The sequence below is a fragment of the Methylobacterium currus genome (assembly GCF_003058325.1).
Taxonomy (GTDB): Bacteria; Pseudomonadota; Alphaproteobacteria; order Rhizobiales; family Beijerinckiaceae; genus Methylobacterium; species Methylobacterium currus.
In genome coordinates this window covers 595,890-621,800 of the sequence record NZ_CP028844.1, presented here as the reverse complement: position 1 = coordinate 621,800, position 25,911 = coordinate 595,890, and the positions used below count along the sequence as shown (strand labels likewise).

Sequence of the window (25,911 nt, the reverse complement as noted above, 5' to 3'; positions counted from 1 at the left end):
GGCGGGGTTCCGGATCCTCCGGCCCGATCAGAACATCTCGAAATACTCGCGATGCTCCCAGTCGCTGACCTCCGCCTGGAAGCGCTCGATCTCCGCGTTCTTCAGGTGGACGTAGTAATCCACGAAGCGGGCCCCGAGCGTCTCGCGAAAGAACGGGTCGTCGTTGAGTGCGAACACCGCCTCCCGCAGCGATTTCGGGAGCAGGGGCGCCTCCGTCTCGTAGGGCGTGTCCGCGGAGGGGCCCGGGCTCAGCCCGCGGTCGATGCCGTCGAGGCCCGAGAGCACCTGGGAGGCCATGTAGAGATAGGGGTTGGCCGCCGGCTCGCCGATGCGGTTCTCCAGCCGGGTCGCCGCATCGCCCGGCCGGCCGATCACGCGGATCATCACCCCGCGGTTGTCGCAGCCCCAGATCGCGCGGTCGGGCGCCAGCGAGTAGGCGCGGTAGCGCTTGTAGCCGTTGATGGTCGGCGTCGTGAACACCGCCGCCGCGCGGGCATGGTCCAGCAGCCCGGCGAGGTAGGAGCGGCCAAGGTCTGAGAGCACCTCGGGCCCGTCCGACCGGAAGGCATTCGCCCCGGTCCTCACCTCGCGCAGGGATTGGTGCAGGTGCCAGCCCGACGAGACGACGTTCGGGATCTTCGGCCGGCACATGAAGGTGGCGTGCAGGCCGTGCCGGCGGCAGACCTGCTTCACGGCGGACCGGAACAGCACCATCAGGTCCGCGGGTCCGAGCCCGGTCGTCGGCGCGAAGGTGAACTCGCACTGGCTCGGGCCGTACTCGACCTCGATCGAGCGGAGCGGCAGGCCGACCGCCAGCACGTTGCGGCGCACGATCTCCAGCACCGGCTCGATCAGGTCGTAGCGCTGCTCGGTCAGGTACTGATAGCCGTGCGACAGGAGGGCGACCTCCGGCGGGGTGCCCGGCTGGCCGGCATGCTCGGGCGCCATCTTCGGATCGAGCAGCCGGAAGATGTGGCACTCGACCTCGAGCCCGGCCATGAAGGCGTAGCCGCGGCCGGCCAGCCCCTCGAGCACGCGCCGGTACAGGGCGCGCGTCGCGAAGGGCGGGACGCTGCCGTCGGCGAAGTGCAGGTCGCACAGCACCCAGCCGGTCTTGTCGGCCCAGGGCAGGACGCGGAACGTCGCCGGGTCCGGGATCATCAGGACGTCGCCGCCGCCCTGCATCTCCGTCATGCCGAAGCCGCCGCCCGCGGTGAAGACCGGGAAGACGGTGCGGTGGGAGGTATCCTTGGCCAGCAGCGTGCTCGTGAGCGAGATGCCGTTCGCCAGCACCCGCACCGCCTCGTCGGCCACCAGCGTCTTGCCGCGCAGGACGCCGTGCTGGTCGGGGAAGGCGAAGCGGATGACCTCGAGCCCCTCCGCCGCCACGCGCGCGGCGATCTCCGCGGCGGCGCGCGTCTGCTCCTCGGACCAGAGGCCGTGATCGTCGACGAAGCTCATGGGACGCGCCATCACTCGGCCGCGGCCACGAGGTCGACGATCTTCTCGTCGCCGGGCTGCGCGGGGGGCACGGCGGGCATCCACGGCGCGCTCCGGCGCCGCGCGACGTCGACCTCCATCCAGTAGGTCTCCCAGCCCTTCGACGGGCCGATCCCGTCCATGGTGCCGGGGCCCTGGATCGCGCGCGCGGCCTTGGCGTCGAGAACCATCATCGGCTCGCCGCCGTTGCGGACCTTGTCGATCTGCTCGCGCAGGATCTTGCGGTACTGGATGATCGCCTTGTCGGACTGGCCGAGATGCTCGCGCGTCCGGTCCTGGATCCGGCCCATCGATTCCACCGCCCATTGGTCGTGGACGTTGATGTCCGCGCCCATGCCCGTATAGGTCGAATGCTTCTGCTCGTGCGGGTCGAAGCCGTAATCGTTCGACTTGTTCTTGCGGGAGACGTAGCCGGGCAGCTCGTAGAGTTCGAGGCGCTGGGCCGTCATCTTCTCCTTGTCGACGGGCTTTCCGTAGCTCGTGAAGATCGCGTACCAGTAGCAGGTCTCGTCGTCGACCGGGACGTGCCATTGGGTGATCGTCATCTCGGTCGACATCGGGATGACGAAGGCGTGCGGGAAGACCTGGTTCGTGACGCGCACATGCGTGCGCTCGGCGTCGAGCTCGCGCAGCGCGATGATGCGCAGGCCGTATTCCGTGCGCTCGACGTTGATGACGGGCCGGTCGTACTCGCGCAGGATCCGCGTCATCGGGATGGCGGTCCCCGCCGAGGCGCCGCGGAACTGCTTGCCGTAGGCCTCCGTGATCTCCTCGTCCTCGAAGAAGCGGTGCAGGAAGGAGGCGTGCGCCGGGTCGATGCCGACCTCGAGCGCCTGCAGCCAGTTGCACTCGATCAGCCCCTTGAAGGCGAAGGTGTAGGCGTCGGGGGCCTGGAAGCAGTCGAGCTCGGGGAAGGCGGAGGGCTCGCCCTCGCCCAGCCAGGCGAACAGGATGCCGTTCTTCTCGACCACCGGGTACGATTTCTGCCGGATGTTCTGGCACAGCTTCGAGCCGGCCGGCTCGGCGGGAGTCTCGAGGCAGTTCCCCTCGGCATCGAACAGCCAGCCGTGGAACGAGCAGCGCAGCCCGCCCTGCTCGAGGCGCCCGAAGGCAAGGTCGGCGCCGCGATGCGGGCAGTCCCGGTCGAGCATCCCGTAGCGTCCGGCCTCGTCGCGGAACAGCACGAAGTCCTGGCCGAGCAGGCGCACCGGCACGATCGGCCGCTCGTCCTTCAGCTCGGCCACCAGGGCCGCCGGCTGCCAGTAGCGCCGCATCAGCAGGCCGGCGGGGGCAGCGGGCCCGATGCGGGTGATGAGGTCGTTCTGCTCCTGGCTCATCATGGGGCGGCGTCTCCTGCGTATGTTCGCTGATCGAACAGGAACTGAAAAAAATCTACGCTCACCGGTCGGACTCGTCAACGGGCCGGCGGTCAGGCCCGGTTCGAGGCCGCTTGCGACGCTACCAATACGGTGATATCCGAACATATGTTCGATAGGAGAACGAAAATGGTCGGGATCGTTTTCGTGTCGGCGGATGGCGGCGAGCGTGAGGTCGAGGCGCCGGTCGGCGCGACGGTCATGCTCGCGGCGATCCGGAACGACATCCGCGGCATCGATGCCGAATGCGGCGGCAGCCTCAACTGCGCCACCTGCCACGTTTATCTCGATCCGGCCTGCCTCCCCCTCGTGCCGGGTCCGAGCCACGACGAGGCGGCCCTGCTCGCGCACGTCTCCGCCGAGCGCCGGCCCACCAGCCGCCTGAGCTGCCAGATCGCGATCGCGCCGGGTCTGCCGCGGCTGCGCGTCGCCCTGCCGGAGCACCAGACATGCCCGTTCTAGCCGGAGCGGTGGCGCCGCGGGGCGCATCCCACCACCTCGTCGTGGTCGGCGGGTCCTATGCCGGCCTCCAGGCCGTCGCGAGCGCCCGCGAATCCGGCTTCGGCGGCCGCGTCACCCTGATCACGGCCGAGGACCATCCGCCCTACCAGCGGCCTCCGCTCTCCAAGGCCTACCTTCTCGGCAAGGTCGCGGAGGACGCGCTGCCCCTGCGCGCAGAGAGCTTCTATCGCGACGCCGCGATCGACCTCGTGACCGGGTGCCGCGTCTCGCATCTCGATCCGGTGCGCCGCACGATCACCTGCGGCCAGGACCGCCCGATGCCGTTCGACGCGCTGGTGATCGCCTGCGGCGCCCGGGCGCGGCGGCTCGCCGTCCCCGGAGCGGAGCTGGACGGCGTGGTGGTGCTGCGCGACCTCGCGGATGCGCGCGCCCTGCGGGAGCGCCTGACGGCCGCGACCTCGGTCCTGATCGTGGGCGGCGGCTATATCGGCCTCGAAGTCGCGGCTTCCGCCGCGTCCCTGGGCAAGCCGGTCGTGGTGCTCGAGGCGGGACCGCGCCTCCTCGCCCGGGCCGTCCCGCCGCAGATCTCCGACCATCTCGTCCGCCTGCATCGGCGGCGCGGCGTGACGATCCGGCTCGGGACCGGCCTCGATCGCCTCGACGGCGAGGGGGGGCGCGTCGTCCGGGCCATGGGCAGCGACGGCGCGCGCTACCCCTGCGATCTCGTGGTGGTCGGCGTCGGGGCGGTGCCGAACGTCGACTTCGCGCAGGCCTGCGGCCTCGCCACCCCGGCGGGCATCGCCATAGACGCGTTCTGCCGGACCGGGATGGAGGGCGTCTACGCGGCGGGCGACTGCACGGTCCAGCCCAATGCCTTCGCGGACTCTCCGCTCCGCCTCGAATGCGTGCAGAACGCGATGGACCAGGGCCGCAGCGCCGGGGCCGCGGTCGCCGGGCGGCCCGAGCCCTGTCCGGGCATTCCCCGCTTCTGGTCGGACCAGTTCGACGCCAAGCTGCAATCGGTCGGGCTCTCCGCCGGCAGCGACCTCAGCGTCAGCCGGGGCTCGTCCGAGGAGGGCCGCTTCTCCCTCTTCCATTTCCGGCAGGGACACTTGCGGGCCGTCGACAGCGTCAACCGGCCCGGGGACCAGATCATCGGGCGGCGCTTCCTCGCCGCCGGCCTGTCGCCGACGCCCGACCAGGCCCGGGACCCGGCCTTCGACCTGCGCACGCTCCTGCCGGTCTCCTGAAGCGGTCGCCAGGCCCCGGTGCGACCCGCGCGGGCGCTGTCTCCGCACGAGGAGCCTCGTGCCCGCCGCCGGCAGCCTCCTTGCCCGCCGCGGGAAGAGCCCCTTGGCCGCGCGCGGACAAGGGTGCTAGAGGCCCTTTCGATACCGTGTCGCTGCGAGACCGGCATCCAATCGAACATCCAGAGCCGCCTCGTCCAACCGGAGCCGTGCCCATGCCCCGTCTTCTCCGCACGGAGCAGGAGCAGAGCCTCACGGAAACGCGCGGCCCGGAATATCTCGAGATCCTCGCCCGGGGATTGCGGGTCGTGACGGCCTTCGACGCCGACCGCAAGGAGATGACGCTGAGCGAGGTCGCCTCCGTCGCGGGGCTGACCCGGGCCACGGCGCGGCGCGCGCTCTTCACCCTGGAGAGCCTCGGCTACGTCGAGTCCGACGGTCGCCAGTTCCGCCTGACGGCCCGCATCCTCAACCTCGCCACCGCCTACCTGTCGTCGAACGGGATTCCGGCGGCGGCCCAGCCCGTCGTCGAGCGGGTCAGCCGCACCATCGCCGAGACCTGCTCCGTCGGCGTTCTCGACCAGAGGGACGTCGTCTTCGTCGCCCGGGCGAGCCCGCGGCGCATCGTGTCGGTCGACCTTGCCATCGGCTACCGTCTCCCGGCGCACGCCACCTCCGTCGGCCGCGCCCTCCTGAGCGGGCTCGACGGGGAGGCGCTCGACGCCTACCTGGCGACGGTCGAGATGACCAAGCTCACGCCCCGCACCGTCGCGGACACGTCGGTGCTGAGGGCGGCCATCATCACGGCGCGCGAGCAGGGCTACTGCATCGTCGACGAGGAAGCGGAACTGGGCCTGCGCTCGGCCGCCGTCCCGGTGCGGCGCTACGACGGCGCCGTGCCCTGCGCCATCCAGGTCGGCGTTCGTACCGAGCTTGTGAGCATCGGCCGCATCCACGACGAGATCCTGCCGGTCCTGCGCGAGGCGGCCGCCGAGCTCGGCCGCGCCCTGGTCTGACGACGGTTCGAGGGAAACCGCGTCCCTTCTTGTCACCCAGACAGGCCTGAAGCCGGCCAGTCCGCACCGCGACGGCACCGTCGCCGGACGATGGCGCGAAATTCGCCAGCATGGCCGAAAACCAAGCTTGTTCTCGTTCAAAAACGCACATACGTTCGGTGTGCGAACGATTTACCGACCGGCCAGTACCGCCACCAGGGCCGGGACGCGTGGGGGGTATGATGCGGACGTCGCTCCTGGTCACGATCGTGCTCGGCTCCCTCTGCTTCGGCGCAACGGCGGCGACGGCCGATGTCGTCAAGGTCGGGGTCATCGGCACCTTGTCGGGTCCCTACGCGTTGTTCGGAAAGAACTTCCGGATGGGCATTGACGCCTGGGTCGCCCAGAACGGGAAGTCGTCCGGCAAGCATCAGGTCGAGTTCGTCTACCGCGATGAGGAATCGCCCAACCCCGCCAAGGCCCGGGCGCTCGCGCAGGAGCTGATCGTCAAGGAAAAGGTCCAGTATCTCGCCGGCTTCTACTTCACGCCGAACGCGCTCGCGGCGGCTCCGCTGCTCGAGAGTTCCGAGACGGTGATGGTCGTCCTCAACGCCGCGACCTCGGCCATCGTCGAGAAGAGCCCGTCGATCGTCCGCACCTCCTTCACGATGTACCAGAACACGGTGCCGGCCGCGAAGGTGGCGCGGGAGAAGGGATCGAAGAAGGTCGCGATCGCCGTGAGCGATTACGGTCCGGGCATCGATGCCGAGGCCGCCTTCAAGGGCGCCTTCGAGGCCGCGGGCGGGCAGGTCGTCAGCGCGACGCGCATCCCGCTCTCGACGACCGATTTCGGCCCGGTCATGCAGCGCATCAAGGATTCGGGGGCCGACACGATCTTCACCTTCCTGCCGAGCGGGCCGCCGACCCTCGGCTTCATGAAGGCCTATATCGACAACGGTCTGAAGAAGGACGGCATCACGCTCATCTCGACCGGCGACGTGGTGACCGAGCCCGACCTTCCGGCGATCGGCGAGGCCGGGATCGGCATCCTGTCGACCTACCATTACGCCGTCTCGCACGACTCGCCCGAGAACCGCGCCTTCCTCGACCAGATCAGGAAGGATGGCGGCGACGCGGGCGAGGTCACGATGACGGCGGTGGCCGCCTATGACGGCGCGCGGTTGATCTATAAGATGATCGAGGCGACGGACGGCAAGCGCGACCCGAAGAAGGCGGTCGCGTCCGTGTCCGGGCTGTCCTGGGTCTCGCCGCGCGGGCCGGTCTCGATCGATCCGGCGACGCGGCACATCCGGCAGAACGTCTACCTGCGGACCGTCGACAAGAAGGACGGGCAGTTCATCAACCGCGAGATCGAGACCTTCCCGTCGCAGCCGGACTGGGCGCTGAGCAAGAACTGATTGTCCGAGAGAACGCGCGGACGCGACGGCGATGGATGATCTCGGCTTCGTCAACGGCACGGTGTTCGGCGCCTGGAACGCGCCCGCCGCCGCCGATGCGCTGATCGTGTCCGGGGGGAAGGTGGCCTGGATCGGCCGCCGCTCCGAGATGCCCCGGGTCGGGCGCAAAGTGGATCTGGGCGGGGCCGTCCTCGGGCCGGGCCTCACCGACGCCCATGTGCATCTCTACGCGATCGCCGCGTCGCGGCTGAACCTGGATCTCGGCGGGCCGGACGTCGACGCGCACGACGCGCTGCTCGCCCGGCTGGCGCAGGGGGCGGTCACCCTGCCGGAGGGGGCTTGGGTGATGGCGACGGGGTTCGACGAGAACCGGCTGCGCGACCCGCGCTACCCGACGCGCGCCGAGCTCGACGCGGCCGTTCCGGACCGCCCCGTCCTCGTCCGGCGCTTCTGCGGCCACGTCGCCCTCGTCAACTCGGCGGCCTTGCGGGTGCTCGGCCTCGGCGACGGCACCGGCGACCCGGAGGGCGGCGCGTTCGGGCGCGATCCGGATGGCAGGCTCGACGGCTCGGCCAGCGAGGCCGCCGCCGAGGCCATCTTCCGCGCCGTGCCGCGCCCGGACGCCAAGTTGCTCGCCCGTGCCTTGCGGGCGACGATCGGGGACGCGGCGGCCTTGGGTCTGACGGCCGCGGTCGAGGCCGCAATCGGCTTCACCGACGGCTTTCCGGCGGAATTCGCGCTCTGGCAGGGGCTGCGGCGCGAATGCGCCGACCTGCCGCTGCGGCTCGGCTTCATGCACCGCCTCGACGCGCCCGAGGCGGCGGCGCACGGGTTGCGCCCGACCCCCGATCCGGACTGGCAAGCGATCACGCTCAAGTTCTTCGCCGACGGCATCGTCGGCGCCCGGACCGCCGCGATGACGGAGGGCTACGCCGACGGCGCCGGCCACGGCTACTTCATGCGGCCGGAACCGGCCCTGCGCCGCGCCCTCGCGGAGGCCCATGAGGCAGGCTGGCAGGTCGCCGTCCACGCGGTGGGCGACCGGGCCGTCGCGCTGGTCGCGGAGAGCCTCGAGGCGGCGCGCCGGGCTCATCCGCGGCAGCCCGCGGCGCCGCACCGGATCGAGCATGCCTTTCGGGTCGCGCCGGGATTGTTGCCGGGCCTGCGCGATCTCGGCGCCCTCGTGGTGACGCAGCCGAGCTTCCTGTCGCGGATGAACCGCTCGATCCACGCCGCCTTCGGCGAGGCTGCGGGCACCTGCTACCAGGCGAGGGCGATGATCGAGGCCGGCATCGGCTACGTGCCGAGCTCGGACGCGCCGACCGGGTCGATCTCGCCCTGGATCGGGGTGGCGGATGCGATGGACCGCGGCGCCTCGGCGGGCCGGCCGGTCGGGCCGGACGAGGCGCTCCGGGCCCCGGAGGTCCTGGCCGCCTATGCGGAAGGCGGGGCCCGCGCCATGGGCCATCAGGGCTGGCGGGGCCGGCTGGAGCCCGGCATGGCCGCGGACCTGATCGCGATCGACCGGGATCCGACCGGGGCGGAGGCGGCCACGATGCGCGGCACGCAGGTCCTGCTCACCGTCGTGCGGGGCCGCGTCGTCCATGATCGATTGCACGGCGGCCGGCTGCACGATGCCGCCGGTCCGACGGAGCGGCCGGCCCGATGACCCGCACGATCCTCAGCCTCGCCTTCGACGCCCTCGCCTACGGCATGGTGCTCTTCATCATCTCGATCGGCCTCTCGATCATGATGGGCCTCGTGCGGGTGGTGAACCTCGCCCACGGCGCCTTCGCCATGATGGGCGGCTATATCGCCTCGACCCTGTTGCGCGGCGCCGGCCTGTCCTACCTCGTCACGCTGCCGCTCGCCGTCGCGGCGACGGTCGCGGTGACCCTGCCGCTCGAGCGCCTGCTCTACCGCCGCCTCTACCGCCGCACCGATCCCCTGACCCAGATCCTGATGACGATCGGCATCACCTTCGTGATCATCGGGACCGCCAACTACCTCCTGGGCCCCACCCTCAAGCCGATCCCCCTGCCGGCCTCGCTCAGCGGCCCGCTCGACCTCGGCTTTCGCACGGTGCCGACGCACCGCCTCTTCGTGATCGCCTGCGGCCTCGCCACGGCGCTCGGCCTGTGGCTCCTGCTCGAGCGCACCGAGTTCGGCATCCGGCTCCGGGCGAGCGTCGACAACAGCGACATGGCCGAGTCCCTCGGCCTGCGGACCGACCTGATCTACGCCGCGACCTTCGCGCTGGCCGTCGGCCTCGGCGCCTTCGGGGGCATCGTCGGCGCCGAGCTCCTGCCGATCGAGCCGTTCTACGCCCTGCGCTACATGGTGACGTTCCTGGTCGTCGTGTCGGTCGGGGGTGCCGGATCGATCCCCGGGGCGCTCGCGGCCTCGCTCCTGCTCGGCCTGATCGACACGGTCGGCAAGTACGTCGCGCCGGAATTCGGCGAGTTCTTCTTCTACAGCGCGGTGATCGCCGTCGTGGCGATCTTTCCCAACGGCATGCTGGGGCGGGCACAGTGACATGCTGACACGCGCAATCCCGGATCGCGGCCGCCGGATGGCGGCCCGCCCGCTTCTCGGCGCCGCTCTGGTCCCGCTCGCGATCCTCCTCGTCTCGGGCCTCGGCTACGCCGCCTTCCCGGACGACCTCGCCTTCCTGACGCACCTCATCGCGATCAGCCTGCTCGTCCTCTCCCTCGATCTCGTGACGGGCTATTGCGGCATCGCCACCCTCGGCCAGGCCGCCCTGTTCGGCGTCGGCGCCTACGCGGCCGGCAATGCCTGCCTCGGCGGCCTCACCGACCCGGTGCTGCTCCTGCTCGTCGGCGCGGCCGCGGGGGGCGCGGCGGGCCTCGCCTCCGGCGCCGTCGTGACCCGCTTCCGCGGCCTGCCCCAGCTCGTGCAGTCGATCGCCATCGGCCAGCTCGCCGCGGCGCTCGCCAACAAGCTCGCGAGCTGGACCGGCGGGAGCGACGGTCTGGCGGGCATCGAGCCGGGCCCGGTCCTCGGGCTCGCCGCCTTCGACATCTACAGCCGCACCGCCTACGTCCTCGCGGTCGCCGTGCTGGTGCTGGTCGTCATCGGGTTGACGATCCTGGTGCGGTCCCCCTTCGGCGCGACCTGCCGGGCGATCCGCGACGACGACCTGCGGGCGCGCATGATCGGCATCGCGGTCTATCCTCGTCTCGTCGTGATGTACGGGATCGCGGGCGCGGTGGCCGGCATCGGCGGGGCGCTCACGGCGATCACCACCGGTGTCGTCGGGCTCGACAGCATCGGCTTCGAGCGCTCGGCCCAGGCCCTGGTGATGCTGACCTTAGGCGGCGCGGGGACGCTCTGGGGCGCGCTCGTCGGCGCGTTCCTGTTCCAGGTCGTCGAGCATTTCGTCGCCGCCTACAACCCGTTCCACTGGATCACGGCCGTGGGAGCCTTCCTGGTGCTGATCGTGGTGCTCATGCCCCGCGGCCTCGCGAGCGGGCTGCCCGAGATGGTTAGGTCTTTCCGGTCGTCCGAGGTGCGGTCGTCCGGGTCTTGGCTGTCGTCGACGTCGTTGCGCCTGCCCCGGCCGTTCGGGTCGTTCAAGTCCTCGCGCCTGCCGGGGCGGCAGCCATGACCGTGCCGGTCCCCACCGCCCCCTCGCCCCTCCTGGCCGTGCAGGGCGTGTCACGGCGCTTCGGCGGCCTGCAGGCGACCGACAACGTCAGCTTCGCCCTCGCCCCCGGCGAGCGGGTCGCGCTGATCGGCCCCAACGGGGCCGGCAAGACGACCCTCGTCAACCTCCTGTCGGGCGACCTCGCGCCGAGCGCGGGCCGCATCCTCGTCGACGGCCACGACGTCACCCGGGCGTCGGTCGCCGACCGGGTGGCGCGGGGGCTCGTGCGGACCTTCCAGATCACCCGCCTGTTCCGCAGCATGACGGCGGCCGAGAATCTCGGCATCGCGATCCAGCAGCGCCGGGGCCTGAGCCGCCGCATCACGAGCCATGCCGGCGCGGCGCGGGAGGTCCGCGGCGAGGCCGAGCACCTGCTCGCCGAGCTCGGCCTCGCGGCCGTGGCGGACACGCCGGTCGCCCGCCTCGCCTATGGCCAGCAGCGCCTGATCGACCTCGCGATCGGGCTGGCGCTGCGGCCGAAGGTGCTGCTCCTCGACGAACCCGCGGCCGGCGTGCCGCACGACGAATCCCACCGCATCCTCGACGCGCTCGACCGCCTGCCGTCCGACATGGCGGTGCTGATGATCGAGCACGACATGGATCTCGTCTTCCGCTTCGCGGCGCGCATCCTCGTGCTCGCGGCGGGCCGCCTGATCGTCGAAGGGAAGGCGGAGGAGGTGCGCCGGAACGCGGAGGTGCGCCGGGCCTATCTCGGGAGCTACGCCGATGACCGCCGCAGCGCTTGAGATCGCGGGCCTCTCCGCCGGATACGGGCCGACCCGGGTGATCGACGGGCTGGACCTCTCGGTCGCCGCCGGGGCGCGGCTCGCCGTGCTCGGCCGCAACGGGGTCGGCAAGACCACCCTGCTGGCGACCCTCATGGGTCGGACGACGCAACGAAGCGGCTCGATCCGCCTCGACACCCACGAACTCGGCGGGCTCAGGCCCTCGGCGCGGGCGGCGCTCGGCCTCGGCTACGTGCCGCAGACCCGCGACATCTTCGGCTCGCTCACCGTCGAGGAGAACCTCGCGACCGGCCTGAAGGGACGTTCCCGCGCGGCTTTGGCGGAGGCCTATGCGCTGTTTCCCCGGCTGGCCGAGCGGCGGCGCAATGCCGGGCACCAGCTCTCGGGCGGCGAGCAGCAGATGCTCTCCCTCGCCCGGACCCTGCTCGGGCAGCCGCGCGTACTGCTCCTCGACGAGCCCCTGGAGGGATTGGCGCCGGTGATCTGCGACGAGCTGATGGAGGCGATCACCGGCCTCGCGCTGTCGGGGGAGACGACGATCCTGCTGGTCGAGCAGCAGATCGGGCGTGCCCTCGCCTTCGCCGAGCGGGCGATCGTCATCGAGCGCGGCCGCATCGCATGGGCCGGGGCGAGCACCGACCTCGCGGCCGCGTCCGGCACCGTCGACCAGCTCCTCGGCGTTGGCGTCCGGTGAGGCGCCGGCGGTCCCCGCCTGTCGCGGGTGGCCGGGTTCGGCGCTGCCCTCGCCCGCAAGCTCGTCCCGGCGGAGGCAGGCCAAGCCTGCGTGAACGAGTCTCGGGCGCCGCCGCCCGTAGGAGCGCCACCGGGCTGCGCCGCGGCCCAGCGCCGGATGGCGTCGCCGGCGGGATCACCGCCGCGTTTCCTTCCCGCGACAAACCGGCTCCGCGCCCTGCACGGTTCGATCGGGCCGCTCGACAAGGCTGGCGGCGCCGTTCAGATGCCGCGAGAAGATGGCCGACGACGCTGCGACGCAGACCCTTGCGGCGGCGTCTTGACTTTCGGCGGGCAGGCTTCGATCAGCAGCGCCGACGCGGCCCTTTATTGGACGTCCACCAGCATCGCGGCTCCGCCTCGAAGCGGGGACAGGCTCGCCGCTGACACAGGTTCAACGACGACAGGCCTTCGATGCGCACCCGCACGATCCGGCTCCGGCCTGGTGCCGACCTCGACGGATTCCGGGCCGCGATCCGGCACCTCATCCCGGCGGGGATGTCGCCGGAGGCGGTGACCTGGGTCGAGGGCGATTCGGGCTCGCTGTTTCCGGACGACGGGGCGGGTTTCGAGGATGGCGAACCTGGTCCGGCACTGACCCTGCCGCGGGCGGTGGCGACGCTCGTGACCCAAATCGTCATGCACCGCGACCCGGAGCGCTACGGCCTTCTCCACCGGCTGATCTGGCGGGTGGCGCAGGGCGAGCGGCATCTGGCCGAGGTCGCCAGCGATCCCCTGGTCCACCGCCTGACCCTGATGGGCAAGGCGGTGGCGCGCGACCTGCACAAGATGCACGCCTTCCTGCGCTTTCGCCACGCCGGGGCGGGGGAGGGCGGACGCGAGCGTTTCGCCGCCTGGTTCGAGCCGGAGCACCACATCCTGGCGGAGGCCGCGCCGTTCTTTTCCGCCCGCTTCCCGTCCTTCGACTGGTCGATCCTGACCCCGGACGGCTCGGCCCACTGGAACGGCCAGGCCCTGCGGTTCGGACCGCCGGGGCGGCGCGAGGACGTGCCGGAGCAGGACGCCTTCGAGGCCGGCTGGACCGAGTATTATTCCAGCACCTTCAACCCTGCCCGCACCAACCTGGCGGCGATGCGGGCCGAGATGCCGAAGAAGTACTGGCACAACCTGCCCGAGACGGCGGCGATCCCCGGCCTGGTGCGGGAGGCCGGACGCCGGGTCGGGGCGATGATCGCACGCGCACCGGAGGCGCCGGTCAAGCGCGTGCCCGCCCGGGCGATCGCCGCGATGGCGGCGCAGGAACCGGCCGACCTCGATGCGTTGAACGCGGTGATTCGCGGTTCCGAGCCGCTGGTGCCGGGCGCGACGCAAGCCGTCCTCGGCGAGGGCCCGCTCGGGGCGGCGATCGCCTTCGTGGGCGAGCAGCCGGGCGACCAGGAGGACCTCCAGGGCCGGCCCTTCGTCGGCCCGGCGGGTCAGCTCCTGTCCCAGGCCCTGCGCGAGGCGGGCATAGACCGCGAGCGGGCTTATCTCACCAATGCGGTCAAGCACTTCAAGTTCGAGCTGCGGGGCAAGCGGCGCATCCACCGGAAGCCGACCGCCGGCGAGGTGGCGCATTACCGCTGGTGGCTCGACCGCGAGCTCGCCTTCGTGGCGCCGCGCCTGGTCGTGGCGCTCGGCGCCACCGCCGTTCTGGCGCTCACCGGCCGGCAGGTGCCGATCACCCGCGCCCGCGGACCGGCGACGTTCGGCGAGAAGCCGTATGCAGGCTTCGTTACCGTCCACCCCTCCTACCTGTTGCGCCTGCCCGACGAGGCCCGGGGCGAGGCCTATGCGGGCTTCCTCGAGGATCTGCGGCGGGCCTCCACCCTGGCGGAGGAGCCGGGGCCCCGCCTCGGCATGGCGGAGTAACGCCCGGGAAACGCTGCGCTGCGGCAACCAACCTCGTGCTGCCGAGTTTGTCGCCAGACCGAATCGGGAAACGAGGACCATGAGGCTGATCGTGTCCGCCCTTGCGGCGGGAGCTTGTCTGGCTGGCGCCGTGGCGCCGGCCATCGCCAGAACCAGCGCCAAGGCACCGGACCGCTTCGACGGCACCTGGAGCGTCGAAGTCATCACCGAGAGCGGGTCCTGCGACCGGGCCTATCGCTACGGCGTCATCATCGAGAACGGCCAGGCCCGCTATGCCGGCGGCGGCGACTTCACCGTCACGGGACGGGTGCAGCCGAGCGGCGCCGTGCGGGCGACGATCAGCCGCGGCGATGCCGCCGCCCAGGTGGTCGGCCGTCTCGGCCAGGGCATGGGCAACGGCAACTGGACCACTTCCGGCTCCACCTCCTGCAAGGGCCGCTGGAACGCCGAGCGCCGCGGCTAGCAAAGAGGGCGCCGCGGCTCGCAAAGAGAGCGCCGCGGCCGACCAGGGAAACTCAGCGGCAGACTGGGAAAAGGTTGCCGCTCAGCTTCACGGCGGCGGCCTGCCTCGTACGAAAGCCTGCTTTTTCTCCGGGTTCCGCCCAAGATCCGCCCATGATCGGCACGAGGCTTGCCGGAGTGAGGCGGTTGATTCGGCCGAGGCCCGGATATGAGAGTTCTGTTGTACGGCGCGATCTGCACCCTGGCGGCGATAGAGCTGGCCGCCGCGGCCCATCCGGCCGTGGCGGCCCCACCGTCCCGCGCCGAGCACCGGCGCGCGGTCCTCACCCCGCTCGAACAGGCCGCGACGGATTGCTTCGCCGAGACCATCGGCAACAACCCGGCGGCCCTGGCCCATGCCCGGGCCGGGCGCTGGTACGAGGCGGCCGGGGTGATCGGCTTCCTGTGCCGGCCCGAGGTCGACGCGATGACCAAGGCTCGCGACCACCTGGAGGGACGCGGCGCCGGCGGCCGCTACTTCACCGGGCCGTATGCCCGCCATCTCGGCCAGGAACTGGCCCGGCGCCTCGAGCCGCTGCTCACCACGAAGGCCGTCGCCACCGCCGAGCCCCGCCCGGACAGCGAGGCGCCGCCGGCTTCGCCCGAGGCGCCGTGACGATCAATGGTGGGTCCGCAAAGAGCGGCCTGCTTCGCTCCTGACGGACTCACGTCGGCATCGTCATTCCGGATTCCGCTGCGCGGCACCGGAATGACGCAGGGGGTCGAAGACCCTTGGGTGCGCGTCTTGTTGAGTGGGTCAGACAGGATTCAAAGGATATCGGGCGGCCATGAGGGATCGGCCCTCGGCGTCTCGTCATTGAAGTCTTGTCCAGGCTGCAGGATCTTCGGCCGGGCGTCGCGGCGGGATATCCTCGGCCCCTGCGCGGCGCTTGCGACGGCGGGATGCTTGCGAGCTTCGACACCGTCGGCCCTTCCATCTCCTGCCGTCTCCGGCGCCGGATCCGCGCGTCCGTGATGAAACTCGCGACAATTGTCCGGAACGGCGAAACCAGACCTTAACATAGGATTGAAGGGCCGGGGCGACGTTAACACTGCGGTAGGGCGTCTCGCGGCTAGCTGGTTGCGAACAGATCGCCCGAAAGGACTTCGCAGTGATCGAGACCAGCAACCTCGCAGCGGCGCTCCCGCCGGCCGCGGTCGAACCCGTTGTCCGAACCACCCCCTCGCGCACGTACCAAGCCGGCATCGACCCGCCCCTCGACCCGGCGGTGACCCTCGATCTGAGCCCGGATGCCCAGCGGACGATCGCGCGCGACGGAACCGCACCGACGGACACCCCTGACACCAAGACCGACCGGGCCCAGTACCGGCGCGACATCGAGAGCCGGCAGATCGTGTTCCAGGTCGTCGGCCCGGACGGGTCGGTCGTCGAGCAATTGCCGTCCGAGGCCGTCCTGCGGGCGCGGACCTATGCCCGCGAGGCGGAGGCCGCCCGCTCGGCGGAGATCGGGACCTCGGTGGCGCGATCGGCTTGAGGGCGCGGCGGCGGCTTCGGTCAGCCCTGAATCCGTGCCGGTCCGGAATGGATCGGCACCGATCGGCAATGGATCGGCCTGATGGCCGAGCATCGCGGCCGCTCCATATCCTGTAGGATCGCGTCCCGAGTGCCGACGCGCACGAGCAGGACGAGGCGCATGTGGAGCCGGACGCCATGACGACGCCCCCCTCCCTCGACGCCGCGACCTTCGCCGACCTGCGCCAGGCAGTCGGCGACCAAGCGATGCCGGTGCTCCTCGGGCGCTTCCAGGCGCAGCTGCGCGGCTGGTCGGTGCGGGGCGAGCCAGCAGCACTCGGCGCCGCGGCGCATGGGGTGATCGCCTCGTCGGGGCTGATCGGCTTCACCCGGCTGTCGCGGCTCTGCGCCGCCCTCGAGACCGCCTGCCATGCCGGCGACCTCGAGGCGATCCGCACCCTCGCCGCCGAGGTCGGCGCCGAGAAGGACGTCGCGGAGGCCGAGATCGCCCGGCTGATCGCGGCGGGCTGACCGCTCAGGCCACCCGCCGCGTATCGGTCCAGGTCGCCCCGTCGGCCAGACGATAATCGACGTTCTCGGAGAGCCGGCCGGTCGGCACCACCCGCACGGCTTCCGGCCGGGACAGCTCGTCGCAGCGCGCCAGCGCCTCGTCGATGTCGAGAGGTGGGGGCATCGCGCCGCCGAGGCGCCGCCACCACTGCACCGCCTTCTCGCGGGCAAAGCCCGTGGCTTCGAGATCGAGGCACACGGTCATCGCATCCTCGTCGCCCTCCAGCGCCACCGCCAGCACGTCGGGGCCGCGTGGACGCGCCTCGCGCCGGAAGCGCCAGCCGGCGACCGGCCACCAGCGCGCATGCGCCTCGCGCACCACCGCGACGGTGCCGGCGGAGAGGACCGCGGTCTCGTCGTCGGCCACCGCCTCGTGCGGCATCTCCGCGTCGTCCTCGTCCTCCGGTTCGACCCAGCAGGCCTCGCAGGTGCTGGCATTGAGCGCGATCAGCGCCCCGCAGCCGGGGCAGGGCTTGGCCCGGGGCCCGCCGCCCTCGCCGAGCAGCCGCGCCCGGGCGACGGCGTTGGCCGAGAGCACGTCGATCGGCCCGTGGCGGCGCACGAGGCCGGCATAATCGAGCACCAGGGCGTCCGTCTTGCCCTTGGCCCGGCGCAGGCCCCGGCCGACCTGCTGCACGTAGAGGCCGGTGCTCTGGGTCGGGCGCAGGAGTGCGATTAGGTCGACCTCCGGCACGTTGAAGCCGGTCGCCAGCACGCCGACCGAGGTGAGGCAGCGCAGGCGCCCGGCCCGGAAGTCGCGCACGATGCGGTCGCGCTCGCGCTTTCCCGTCTCGCCCGAGATCGATTCGCAGGAGAACCCTTCCGCCCGGATCGCGTCGCGCACCGCGTCGGCGTGCTTCACCCCGGCGCAGAAGGCGAGCCAGGCCCGGCGCTCGGCCCCGTACGTCACCATCTCGGCCACCGCGGCCCTGGTGATGACATCGCGGTTCACCGCCGCCTCCAGCGCCCCCGGCACGTAGTCGCCCGCCCGCAGCGGCACGCCGCTGACATCGAGGATCGTGGCGGTGGCCTTCGAGACCAGGAGCGAGAGGTGGCCCTCGCGGATCAGGTCGCCGACCTGCGCCTCGTAGACGATGCGGTTGAAGACGCGGCCCTGGCCTTCGTCGAGGCGGCCGCTGTCGAGGCGGTAGGGCGTGGCGGTGAGCCCGACGAGACGCATCGCGGGGGAGCGCGCCCGCACCGCATCGAGGAAACGGCCGTAGCGGGTCTCGGCGTCGCGGGGGATCAGGTGGGCCTCGTCGACGATCACCAGGTCGAAGCCGCCGGTCGCCTCGACGCGGTTCCAGACCGACTGGATGCCGCAGAACAGGACGGCCTTTGTCTCCTCCCGCCGCCCGAGCCCGGCAGAGACGATGCCGGCCGGCGCTTCGGGCCAGAGGGTCAGAAGCTCGGCGTGGTTCTGGGCGATCAGCTCGCGGGTATGGGTGACGACGGCGATCCGGGCAGCCGGGTCTCGGGCCATCGTCTCCCGCACCAACGTGGCGATGACGAGACTCTTGCCGGCCCCGGTCGGCAGCACGATCAGGCCGTTGCGGCCGCCGCGCGCCCAATCGGCCTGGAGCGCGTCGAGGCTCGCGCGCTGGTAGGGACGGAGCAGCATCGCGCCGCCATAGCCGGAGAACGGTCGTTCATCCAGGCTTGACCTTGGTGGGAGACGGGTGGGCCGGTTCTCCGTTTGGTCGGCGAATCAGAGAGCCACGTGGCAAGAAGGCTTGCGGGGGAACTCCCCTCTCCCACACGGGAGAGGGGAGTTCCCCCGAGCCATCCCCCTACTCCGCGGCCTGGAGCCACTGCGTCGGCTGCACGACATCCGGCTCTATCACCTCGTCGGTATGGACCTCGAACTTGGCGAGCCGGGCCGAGCCGAAGCTGGTCGAGATCGCCACGTCGGTGGCGTCGCGGCCTCTCGCCATGACGATGCGGCCGATGCGCGGCGTGTTGTGGCGCGCATCGAACGTGTACCAGCGCCCGCCGAGATAGACCTCGAACCAGGCGGAGAAGTCCATCGGGTCGGGCACCGCCGGCACGCCGATATCGCCGAGATAGCCGGTGCAGTAGCGCGCCGGGATGTTCATGCAGCGGCAGAAGGTGACGGCGAGATGCGCGAAGTCGCGGCAGACGCCCTCGCGCTGGTTGAAGCCGTCGAGGGCGCTGCGGGTCGCATCGGCGCGCTGGTAGTCGAAGCGGATGTGGTTGTGGACGTAGTCGACGATGGCCTGGACCCGGGCCCAGCCTTCCGGCGTGCTCCCGAAGAGCTGCCAGGCGGTGTCCGACAGCTTGTCGGTGTCGCAGTAGCGGCTGCCGAGGAGGAACGGCAGCACGTCGTCGGGCAGGTCCTGCACCGGGTGCTGGACCGCGTCCGGCGCGACGTCGTCGGCCTGCCCGCTGTCCTGCACCAGGACATCGGCCGAGACGGTGATGCGGCCGCCCGGGGCGACGATGCGGGTGCAGAGATTGCCGAAGGAATCGACGAACTGATGCGCGGGGACCGGCGGGTCGATGGTCATGGCGTCGGGCGTGATCAGGTCGCCGGCCCGGTCGGGATGCACGTTGAGCATCAGGACCATCGGGGTCGGGCCGGGCGTGTCGAATGCGATCGAGTAGCCGGTGCGGATCTTCATCGTGGGTCCACGCAAGTCGAAAGACGTGGTGCGTAAAGTCCCAATGAGCGTCGTTGTTCCGAGTTCTCGCCCAGCTCGCCCCGCCGGTGTCGCCCAAATGTTGTGCAAGCGCCACATCTCTGCGTTTGCGTCTGCTTCCCGACACTCGCCGACAGCGACGTCAACCACCCGTGAGAGTATCGGCGAGAAGCTTCAGATTCAGGACCACGATCACCGCGGCGATGGCCCAGGACAGGATCCTCAGCCAGGCCGGGATGACGAAGACGCCCATCTTGTTCTTGTCGGAGACGAAGCGCACCAACGGGATCACCGCGAAGGGGAGCTGCATCGACAGAACGACCTGGCTCAGGACCAGGAGTTTTGCGGTGCCCCCGTCGCCGTAGAGCCCGGTGACGACCACCACCGGCACGATGGCGATGCCGCGGGTGACGAGCCGGCGCGCCCAGTCGGGCAGGCGCAGGTGCAAAAACCCCTCCATCACGATCTGGCCGGCGAGCGTCGCGGTGACCGTGGAATTGAGGCCCGAGGCGAGGAGCGCCAGGGCGAAGAGGGTGGAGGCGAGGCCGACGCCGAGCAGCGGCGAGAGCAGGGCGTGGGCCTCCTCGATCTCCTGCACGCCGGCATGGCCGGAGCCGTGGAAGACCTTGGCCGCCATGATCAGGATCGCGGCGTTCACGAAGAGCGCGAGCGTGAGCGCGATGGTCGAATCGGCCACCGCGAAGCGCAGCGCGCTGCGCTTGCCGGCCTCGTCCCGCGGATAGGCGCGGGTCTGCACGATCGAGGAATGCAGGTAGAGATTGTGCGGCATCACCGTGGCGCCGAGGATGCCGATGGCGAGGTAGAGCGCCGCCGGATCGGTGACGATTTTTGTGGACGGCACGAAGCCGGCGAGCACGTCGCGCACGGGCGGCGCCGCCATGGCGATCTGGAGCGCGAAGCAGACGAAGATGATCGTGAGGAGCGCGATCACGAAAGCTTCGAGCGCGCGGAAGCCCCGGCGCATGAGGAGCAGGATCAGCAGCACGTCGAGGCCGGTCAGCACCGCGCCGAGCAGCAGCGGCAGGCCGAACAGGAGCTTGAGGGCGATGGCGGTGCCGATCACCTCGGCGAGGTCGCAGGCGATGATCGCCGCCTCGCAGGCGAGCCAGAGCGCGATCCCCACGGGGCGCGAATAGGCGTCGCGACAGGCCTGCGCCAGGTCGCGGCCGGTGGCGATGCCGAGCCGCGCGGCCAGCGCCTGGAGCACCACCGCCATCAGGTTCGAGAGCAGGATGACGGCGAGCAGGGTGTAGCCGAACTGCGCTCCGCCGGCGATGTCGGTGGCCCAGTTGCCCGGGTCCATGTAGCCGACCGAGACCATGTAGCCCGGGCCGAGGAACGCGAGCAGCCGCCGCGGCCAGGAGCCGGTGGTCCGCACCGGCACGCTCGCATTCATCGCCCCGAGGCTCGGCTCCGCCGCCTCGGTCCCGGCGCGCCACGCCCATCCGTCCCGCATCAGCCCCGTGCTCCGCCGCTCCCGCCCGACTTCGGGCCCAGCTATATAGCCATTGCTATATTGATTTGAGAAGGCTGAATTCGAGGGGCTTCAGGGCCGCCGGTCGCGGAAAAAGTCGCGCAGCAGCGCCGCTGCCTCGCTCTCGCGAAGCCCTCCATAGACTTCGGGGGCGTGGTGGCAGGTCGGCTGGTTGAAGAAGCGGGGGCCGTTCTCGACGGCGCCGCCCTTGGGATCGGAGGCGGCGAAGTAGAGCCGGCGGATGCGCGCGAAGCTGATGGCGCCGGCGCACATCGCGCAGGGCTCGAGCGTGACGTAGAGGTCGCAGCCGGTCAGGCGCTCGTCGTCGAGCGCCGCGCAGGCGGCACGGATCGCCAGGATCTCCGCATGGGCCGTCGGGTCGCGGTCGGCCCGGGGACGGTTGCCGGCGACCGCCAGCACGACCCCGTCCCGCACCACCGCGGCGCCCACCGGCACCTCGCCCCGCGCCGCAGCCTCGCGCGCCGCGTCGAAGGCGAGGCCCAAAGGGTCCGGGCGCGAGAGATCCTGGCGCGAGAGATCCTGGCGCGCGAGATCCTGGCGCGAGGGATCCAAACGCGCCCCACCCCTTGCAAAATCGCGCATCGGTTCCACTCGCCCAAACAGACCCCGTCTGGTATCAGGCGCGCATGAACGACATCAACGACGACGAGACCGGGGCGCCGCAGCGGCGTCGCGGACGGGACGAGGCATCCGCAGGCTCCCCGGAGGGGCAGGCTTCCAAGCGTGGGACGGCCAAGGCCGCGGCACCGGCCGAGCCGGAGCCGGAGCGCATCGCCAAGGCGATCGCCCGGGCGGGTGTGGCCTCGCGCCGCGACGCCGAGGCGATGATCGCGGAGGGCCGCGTGACGCTGAACGGCGCACGCCTCGATTCCCCGGCGGTGAACGTGACCCCGAGCGACCGGATCACCATCGACGGCGAGCCGCTGCCGACCCGCGAGCGCACCCGGCTGTGGCTCTTCCACAAGCCCCGCGGCATCGTGACCACCGCCCGCGACCCGGAAGGGCGCCAGACGGTGTTCGACGTGCTGCCCGAGGACATGCCCCGGGTGGTGGCCATCGGCCGGCTCGACATCAACACCGAGGGGCTCCTGCTCCTCACCAATGATGGCGGGCTCGCCAAGGTCATCGCCCATCCGGAGACCGGCTGGCTGCGCCGCTACCGCGTGCGCGCCTTCGGCGACGTCGACCAGGCGATGCTGGACGGCTTGCGCAAGGGCGTGACCATCGACGGGATGGAATATGGTCCCGTCGAGGCGACGATCGACCGGGCGCAGGGCGACAACGTCTGGCTGACGCTCGGCCTTCGCGAGGGCAAGAACCGCGAGGTCAAGCGGATCCTCGAGCATCTCGGCCTGTCGGTGAACCGGCTGATCCGGCTCTCCTTCGGACCGTTCCAGCTCGGCGAGCTCGAGGTCGGTCTGGTCGAGGAGATCCGCACCCGGGTGCTGAAGGACCAGCTCGGCACCACGCTCGCCGAGCAGGCCGGCGTCGACTTCACCAGCCCGGTGCGCGAGCCGATCGCCGCGTTCGGGTCGCCGAAAGCCGCCGCCCGCAAGGCGGCGCAGGAGGCTGCTCCTCGCGGTCGCGACCCCGCCCGGCCGCAATTCGGCAAGCCGCCGGCCGCGCCGGCCGCCCGCCGCGCCCCGGCGCGCACGGTCTGGCGCGATCCCGAGGCCGAGGCTGCCGGCGACCTGCCGAATCGCGGCCGGGTGCACCGGCGCGGCGACAGCCCGCAGGAGATCCGCGCCGCCACCGCGGATGCGCCGCGCAAGCGCGTCGGCGCCATCGCCTCCGGCGACCGCCGTGTGCTGGTCGAGCGCCTGGTGGCCCAGCCGCAGGAGGAGGCGGCGCCGCACCGCCGCACCAAGTTCCGCGGCAGCGACCGGGACGACGCCCCCTACCGGGGGCCGGGCGGCGAGGACCGCCCGATGCGCCGCGACCGTGACAGCGCCCCGCGAGGCGGCGCCAAGGCCGGCCTCGCCGATGACGGCGGTCGTGGCCGCGGCTTCGGCCGGCCCGGCGGTCGCCCGGATGGCGGCTCGGGCCGCGGCTTCGGTGACAAGAGCTTCGGGAGCAAGAGCTTCGGGGGCCGCGGCGGTGAAGGCCGTTCGTTCGAAGGCCGCTCCGGCGGCGAAGGGCGTTCCTTCGGGGGCGAGGGCCGTGGTTCGGGTGGCGGTCGCCCGTTCGAAGGTCGTTCCGGCGGCGGGGACCGCTCCTTCGGGGGCAGCGGCGGCTCCGGCGGCAAGTTCGGCGGCAGGAGCGAGGGCCGTTCGGGCGGTGGTGGCCGCTCGTTCGAAGGGCGTTCGGGCGGTGGCGAAGGCCGCTCCTTCGGAGGTGAGGGCCGCGGTCCAGGCGGCGGTCGCTCGTTCGAGGGCCGGTCCGGCGGCGAGGGCCGTTCGTTCGGCGGCAAGCCTGGCGGCGGCAAATCCTTCGGCGGCAAGCCCGCGGGCGGCAAGTCCTTCGGGGCGAAGTCGTTCGGGGGTAAGTCCTTCGCCGGCAAGGGCGAGGGTCGTCCCGGCGGCGGCGGTCGGCCGGGGGCGAAGCCGTTCGGCAAGCCCGGCGGCGGCTTCCGCTCGGGCGGCGGTGGCGGTGGATCCAAGCCCGGCGGGCGCGGCGCGCGGCCCGGCGGCCGGCCGCCGCGCGGCTGAGCCTGACCGATGCGGATCGTCGGAGGGGAGTTGCGCGGCCGTAGCCTCGCCGGACCGCGCAGCGACGCGATCCGGCCGACCTCGGACCGGCTGCGCGAGGCGTTGTTCAACGTCTTGGGCCATGCCTACGACGATCCGGTTCCGGGCGCCCGCGTCCTCGACCTGTTCGCCGGCACCGGTGCGCTCGCCTGCGAGGCGCTCTCCCGCGGCGCGGCCTTCGCGCTCCTCGTCGACGAGGGGGCGGAGGCCCGCGGCGTGATCCGCACCAACCTCGACACCCTCGGGCTCGGCGGCGTGACGCGGCTGTTTCGCCGCGACGCCACCCGCCTCGGCGCGGCTCCGCCCGGCGAGCCGTTCGGCCTCGTCTTCTGCGATCCGCCCTATGGACGCGACCTCGCTCCCAGGGCGCTGAGCGCGGCCCGGGAGGGCGGCTGGCTCGCACCGGATGCCCTCGCCGTGGTGGAGGAGGCGGCCTCCGCGGCCCTCGCCGCCCCGGACGGATTTGCGGAGCTGGAGCGCCGGACCTACGGCGACACGCAGGTGGCGTTCTGGCGCGTCACGGCTTGACCATCTCGTCGAGCGCACCGGCGAAGCTGCCAGCCGCGACCCCGACGCCGCTCGCCGAGCGATAGGCGCTCCCCACTCGTATGCCCTGCGTGACCGCGGTGTGGATCCCGACCAGGGCCGCGCCGCCCTCCGCGTCGAGCAGCAGTACCGGCGCGCCGGACTCGCCCGACATCGACTCGCACGAATCGCTCAGCATGCCGGCCGCCGGGGCGTCGATCCGGGCCGTGCAGCCGCGATGGATCACCGGCAGGTAGGGCCGGTCGGCGGCGTAGCCGGCGAGCGCCACCACCGCGCCGGGCCGGCTTCCCGGCAGATCGGCATGCGGCAGCACGCGCCACGGCACGGGTTTCAACGCGAGAGGCTGGCGCAGCGTGAGGATCACCCAGTCCCGCCCGATCATCTCCGGTGCGATCGATCCTTGAGCCGGCCGCGCCGCTGCCCGCAGGTCGATGCCGGGCGCGAGGCGGAACGCCTCGACCTCGGCGGTGCCGGTGTTCAGGTCGCGGGCCTGGCCGGCGACGAAGTGGACCTGGTGCGGCTTGACCCAGGTATCGAGGCGGAGGTCGAACAGGCAATGGGCGGCGGTCAGCACGTGACGCGGCCCGACCAGGGTGCCGGTGCAGTGGCTGCGATGGGCGGGCCCCTGCACCACGTTCACCCGCCCGATCGCCGTGAACGGCCAAGCCGTCGGCTCCTGCGGCACGCGCCTGTCCGGGGAGGGGCCTTGGGCCAGTGCCGGGGCGGCGCATCCGAGGAAGGAGGCGAAGGTCAAGGCGAGGGCCGATCGCATCCGCAGGTGTCCCCGCCGCGGCATCGTCGATTTCCGTTGCGTCATCGATTCTCCACGCCTCGCGCCGGTTCGGGGGCAGTGTTCGACCATTGATGCTCAGACGAGGATCAGAGATGGCGAGGTTTAGGGCGTCCGCCTGATCCGGCGCCGGGCCTGCGCAGCCCTCGCCTCATCCGATCGGGGAGGGGGCGGGACGGCGCGATCATAAATTGTTCATCTTTGTCCGAAAGCCCGGAACTGGCAGGCTGCCGTCGAGGTTAAACGGCCGGGTACCAGTACAGATTTCCCAAGATCACCGCCACACTCACTGGGGGGCTCGATGCCGCTGCACCAGACCATGCCGGCTGCCCGGCTCCGCGCCGTCCTTCTGGCGATGACGTCGGGATGCCTGCTGATCGCCTCGAGTGCGGGGGCGCGGGCCGAGAATGACGGGCTGGACTTCCTCCGCCAGATGTTCGGAGGCCCGTCCGCAGCCTCGGCGCCGGCGGCGCAGCCCTATGCGGTCCAGCCCTATGCGGCGCAACCCTACGATGCGCCGATCCGGCAGCGGGCGAGCCGGCGCAACCGCCTCGCGACCCAGGCAAAGGCATTGCGCGGCCGTACCCGCTATGTCGCGCTTCCGAAAGCCGAGGTGAAGCCGCAGAAGGAGGTGAAGCCCCTGGCGATCGCGGTGTCGCCGCTCAAGTCCCTCGACGCCCGCACTGCCCTCCTGCGCGACCCGACCCTGCGGCCGGGCGACATCGTCATCATGCCCGAGGGGCCGCGGGTGTTTCACGGCGACCCCGATTCCGACAAGCACAAGATGGCCGACTTCCAGGACGTGAACCGTCCCGGGGTGGTGGCGGCCAAGACCCGCAAGGAGTTGCTGGCGATGACGGCGCCGATCGGCGCACTGCCGGCGGACGCCGCCCGCCGGATGATGGCGCAGTACCAGAAGGCCGCCGCCACGACGGTGCCGACCCCCCGGGTCGAGGCGGCCCTGGCCCGGGTGGTGTACCCGGCGCGCTGACGCCCCGGGTTTACCACGCCCGGGTTTTGCCGGCCTCCGGCCTGCGGCAACGAGGGTGTGACTCACGGCGAGCGGCGCGGCGCGGGACCCGGCCGCGCTTGCTAGGATGCGCCGGGCCGCAGCCAGGCGGCCTCCCGCGTCGAGTTGTGTCCGCATGTCGA

Annotated in this window: 24 protein-coding genes; 17 read left to right on the top strand and 7 right to left on the bottom strand. The window is 71.7% G+C overall.

Translation table 11 applies throughout. The annotated features are described in order from the left end of the window. Positions 1-27: 27 nt before the first annotated feature. Entirely contained in the window at positions 28-1,461 is a 1,434-nt protein-coding gene (locus DA075_RS32980; protein WP_099957590.1) for a glutamine synthetase family protein, read from the bottom strand. 11 nt (positions 1,462-1,472) lie between these two features. Further along, positions 1,473-2,840, bottom strand: a complete 1,368-nt coding sequence (locus DA075_RS32975) for an aromatic ring-hydroxylating dioxygenase subunit alpha (RefSeq protein ID WP_099957321.1) — start codon at positions 2,838-2,840, stop codon at positions 1,473-1,475. A 165-nt stretch (positions 2,841-3,005) separates the two neighbouring features. Between DA075_RS32975 and DA075_RS32970 the strand changes: the two genes are divergently transcribed. The 14 genes from DA075_RS32970 (at position 3,006) to DA075_RS32905 (ending at position 16,521) form a co-directional block, all read left to right on the top strand. Next, a complete protein-coding gene (locus tag DA075_RS32970; protein WP_099957320.1) occupies positions 3,006-3,338 on the top strand; it encodes a 2Fe-2S iron-sulfur cluster-binding protein in 333 nt (110 codons plus the stop codon). After that, on the top strand, positions 3,326-4,588 hold the full coding sequence (locus tag DA075_RS32965; protein ID WP_210207074.1) for an NAD(P)/FAD-dependent oxidoreductase: 1,263 nt from the start codon (positions 3,326-3,328) through the stop codon (positions 4,586-4,588). Before DA075_RS32970 ends, DA075_RS32965 begins: the two co-directional genes overlap by 13 nt. Before the next feature lie 212 nt (positions 4,589-4,800). After that, on the top strand, positions 4,801-5,601 hold the full coding sequence (locus tag DA075_RS32960; protein ID WP_099957319.1) for an IclR family transcriptional regulator domain-containing protein: 801 nt from the start codon (positions 4,801-4,803) through the stop codon (positions 5,599-5,601). Positions 5,602-5,822: 221 nt separating this feature from the next. Next, the gene (locus DA075_RS32955) at positions 5,823-6,998 is read left to right on the top strand and encodes an ABC transporter substrate-binding protein (RefSeq protein ID WP_099957588.1); all 1,176 of its coding nucleotides are present in this window, start codon (positions 5,823-5,825) and stop codon (positions 6,996-6,998) included. A 31-nt stretch (positions 6,999-7,029) separates the two neighbouring features. Further along, the gene (locus DA075_RS32950; RefSeq protein ID WP_244936652.1) at positions 7,030-8,667 is read left to right on the top strand and encodes an amidohydrolase; all 1,638 of its coding nucleotides are present in this window, start codon (positions 7,030-7,032) and stop codon (positions 8,665-8,667) included. Continuing rightward, positions 8,664-9,533, top strand: coding sequence for a branched-chain amino acid ABC transporter permease (locus DA075_RS32945; protein ID WP_099957318.1), 870 nt, complete (start codon positions 8,664-8,666; stop codon positions 9,531-9,533). Before DA075_RS32950 ends, DA075_RS32945 begins: the two co-directional genes overlap by 4 nt. Before the next feature lie 37 nt (positions 9,534-9,570). After that, complete coding sequence (locus tag DA075_RS32940; RefSeq protein WP_099957317.1) at positions 9,571-10,626, top strand: branched-chain amino acid ABC transporter permease; 1,056 nt, start codon at positions 9,571-9,573, stop codon at positions 10,624-10,626. Next, positions 10,623-11,411 carry an ABC transporter ATP-binding protein gene (locus DA075_RS32935; protein ID WP_099957316.1) on the top strand — a complete coding sequence of 263 codons (789 nt, stop codon included), beginning with the start codon at positions 10,623-10,625 and terminating at the stop codon, positions 11,409-11,411. Before DA075_RS32940 ends, DA075_RS32935 begins: the two co-directional genes overlap by 4 nt. Continuing rightward, positions 11,392-12,105 (top strand): ABC transporter ATP-binding protein, encoded by a 714-nt coding sequence (locus DA075_RS32930; protein WP_099957315.1) that lies wholly within the window; start codon positions 11,392-11,394, stop codon positions 12,103-12,105. Before DA075_RS32935 ends, DA075_RS32930 begins: the two co-directional genes overlap by 20 nt. A 452-nt stretch (positions 12,106-12,557) precedes the next feature. Further along, a complete protein-coding gene (locus tag DA075_RS32925) occupies positions 12,558-14,015 on the top strand; it encodes a UdgX family uracil-DNA binding protein (RefSeq protein WP_099957314.1) in 1,458 nt (485 codons plus the stop codon). Between the two features lie 79 nt (positions 14,016-14,094). Beyond that, entirely contained in the window at positions 14,095-14,478 is a 384-nt protein-coding gene (locus tag DA075_RS32920; protein WP_099957313.1) for a hypothetical protein, read from the top strand. A gap of 207 nt (positions 14,479-14,685) precedes the next feature. After that, positions 14,686-15,132 carry a hypothetical protein gene (locus DA075_RS32915; RefSeq protein WP_099957312.1) on the top strand — a complete coding sequence of 149 codons (447 nt, stop codon included), beginning with the start codon at positions 14,686-14,688 and terminating at the stop codon, positions 15,130-15,132. 496 nt (positions 15,133-15,628) lie between these two features. Next, entirely contained in the window at positions 15,629-16,012 is a 384-nt protein-coding gene (locus tag DA075_RS32910) for a hypothetical protein (RefSeq protein WP_174800197.1), read from the top strand. Between the two features lie 176 nt (positions 16,013-16,188). Next, a complete protein-coding gene (locus DA075_RS32905; protein ID WP_123834540.1) occupies positions 16,189-16,521 on the top strand; it encodes an Hpt domain-containing protein in 333 nt (110 codons plus the stop codon). 4 nt (positions 16,522-16,525) lie between these two features. Here DA075_RS32905 and DA075_RS32900 read toward each other — a convergent pair whose 3' ends face one another. The 4 genes from DA075_RS32900 to DA075_RS32885 all read right to left on the bottom strand — a co-directional run bounded on the left by DA075_RS32900 (position 16,526) and on the right by DA075_RS32885 (position 21,219). Then, complete coding sequence (locus tag DA075_RS32900) at positions 16,526-18,181, bottom strand: DEAD/DEAH box helicase (protein WP_099957309.1); 1,656 nt, start codon at positions 18,179-18,181, stop codon at positions 16,526-16,528. Between the two features lie 169 nt (positions 18,182-18,350). Further along, a complete protein-coding gene (locus tag DA075_RS32895) occupies positions 18,351-19,202 on the bottom strand; it encodes a transglutaminase-like domain-containing protein (RefSeq protein WP_099957308.1) in 852 nt (283 codons plus the stop codon). A 160-nt stretch (positions 19,203-19,362) separates the two neighbouring features. Continuing rightward, positions 19,363-20,697 carry an Nramp family divalent metal transporter gene (locus DA075_RS32890; protein ID WP_099957307.1) on the bottom strand — a complete coding sequence of 445 codons (1,335 nt, stop codon included), beginning with the start codon at positions 20,695-20,697 and terminating at the stop codon, positions 19,363-19,365. A 90-nt stretch (positions 20,698-20,787) separates the two neighbouring features. After that, on the bottom strand, positions 20,788-21,219 hold the full coding sequence (locus tag DA075_RS32885; protein WP_244936711.1) for a nucleoside deaminase: 432 nt from the start codon (positions 21,217-21,219) through the stop codon (positions 20,788-20,790). 143 nt (positions 21,220-21,362) lie between these two features. Between DA075_RS32885 and DA075_RS32880 the strand changes: the two genes are divergently transcribed. Continuing rightward, on the top strand, positions 21,363-23,384 hold the full coding sequence (locus tag DA075_RS32880) for a pseudouridine synthase (RefSeq protein WP_099957305.1): 2,022 nt from the start codon (positions 21,363-21,365) through the stop codon (positions 23,382-23,384). Between the two features lie 9 nt (positions 23,385-23,393). After that, positions 23,394-23,951: a 16S rRNA (guanine(966)-N(2))-methyltransferase RsmD gene (gene rsmD, locus DA075_RS32875; protein ID WP_099957304.1), complete on the top strand. Its 558-nt coding sequence runs from the start codon at positions 23,394-23,396 to the stop codon at positions 23,949-23,951. On the opposite strand, the gene DA075_RS32870 is transcribed toward rsmD, so the two are convergent. Next, complete coding sequence (locus DA075_RS32870; protein ID WP_232388794.1) at positions 23,941-24,654, bottom strand: trypsin-like serine peptidase; 714 nt, start codon at positions 24,652-24,654, stop codon at positions 23,941-23,943. The two genes, rsmD and DA075_RS32870, sit on opposite strands and share 11 nt — an antisense overlap. Positions 24,655-25,060: 406 nt before the next feature. Here DA075_RS32870 and DA075_RS32865 point away from each other — a divergent pair, with 406 nt between their 5' ends. Next, on the top strand, positions 25,061-25,750 hold the full coding sequence (locus DA075_RS32865) for a hypothetical protein (protein WP_099957302.1): 690 nt from the start codon (positions 25,061-25,063) through the stop codon (positions 25,748-25,750). Positions 25,751-25,911 lie beyond the last annotated feature (161 nt).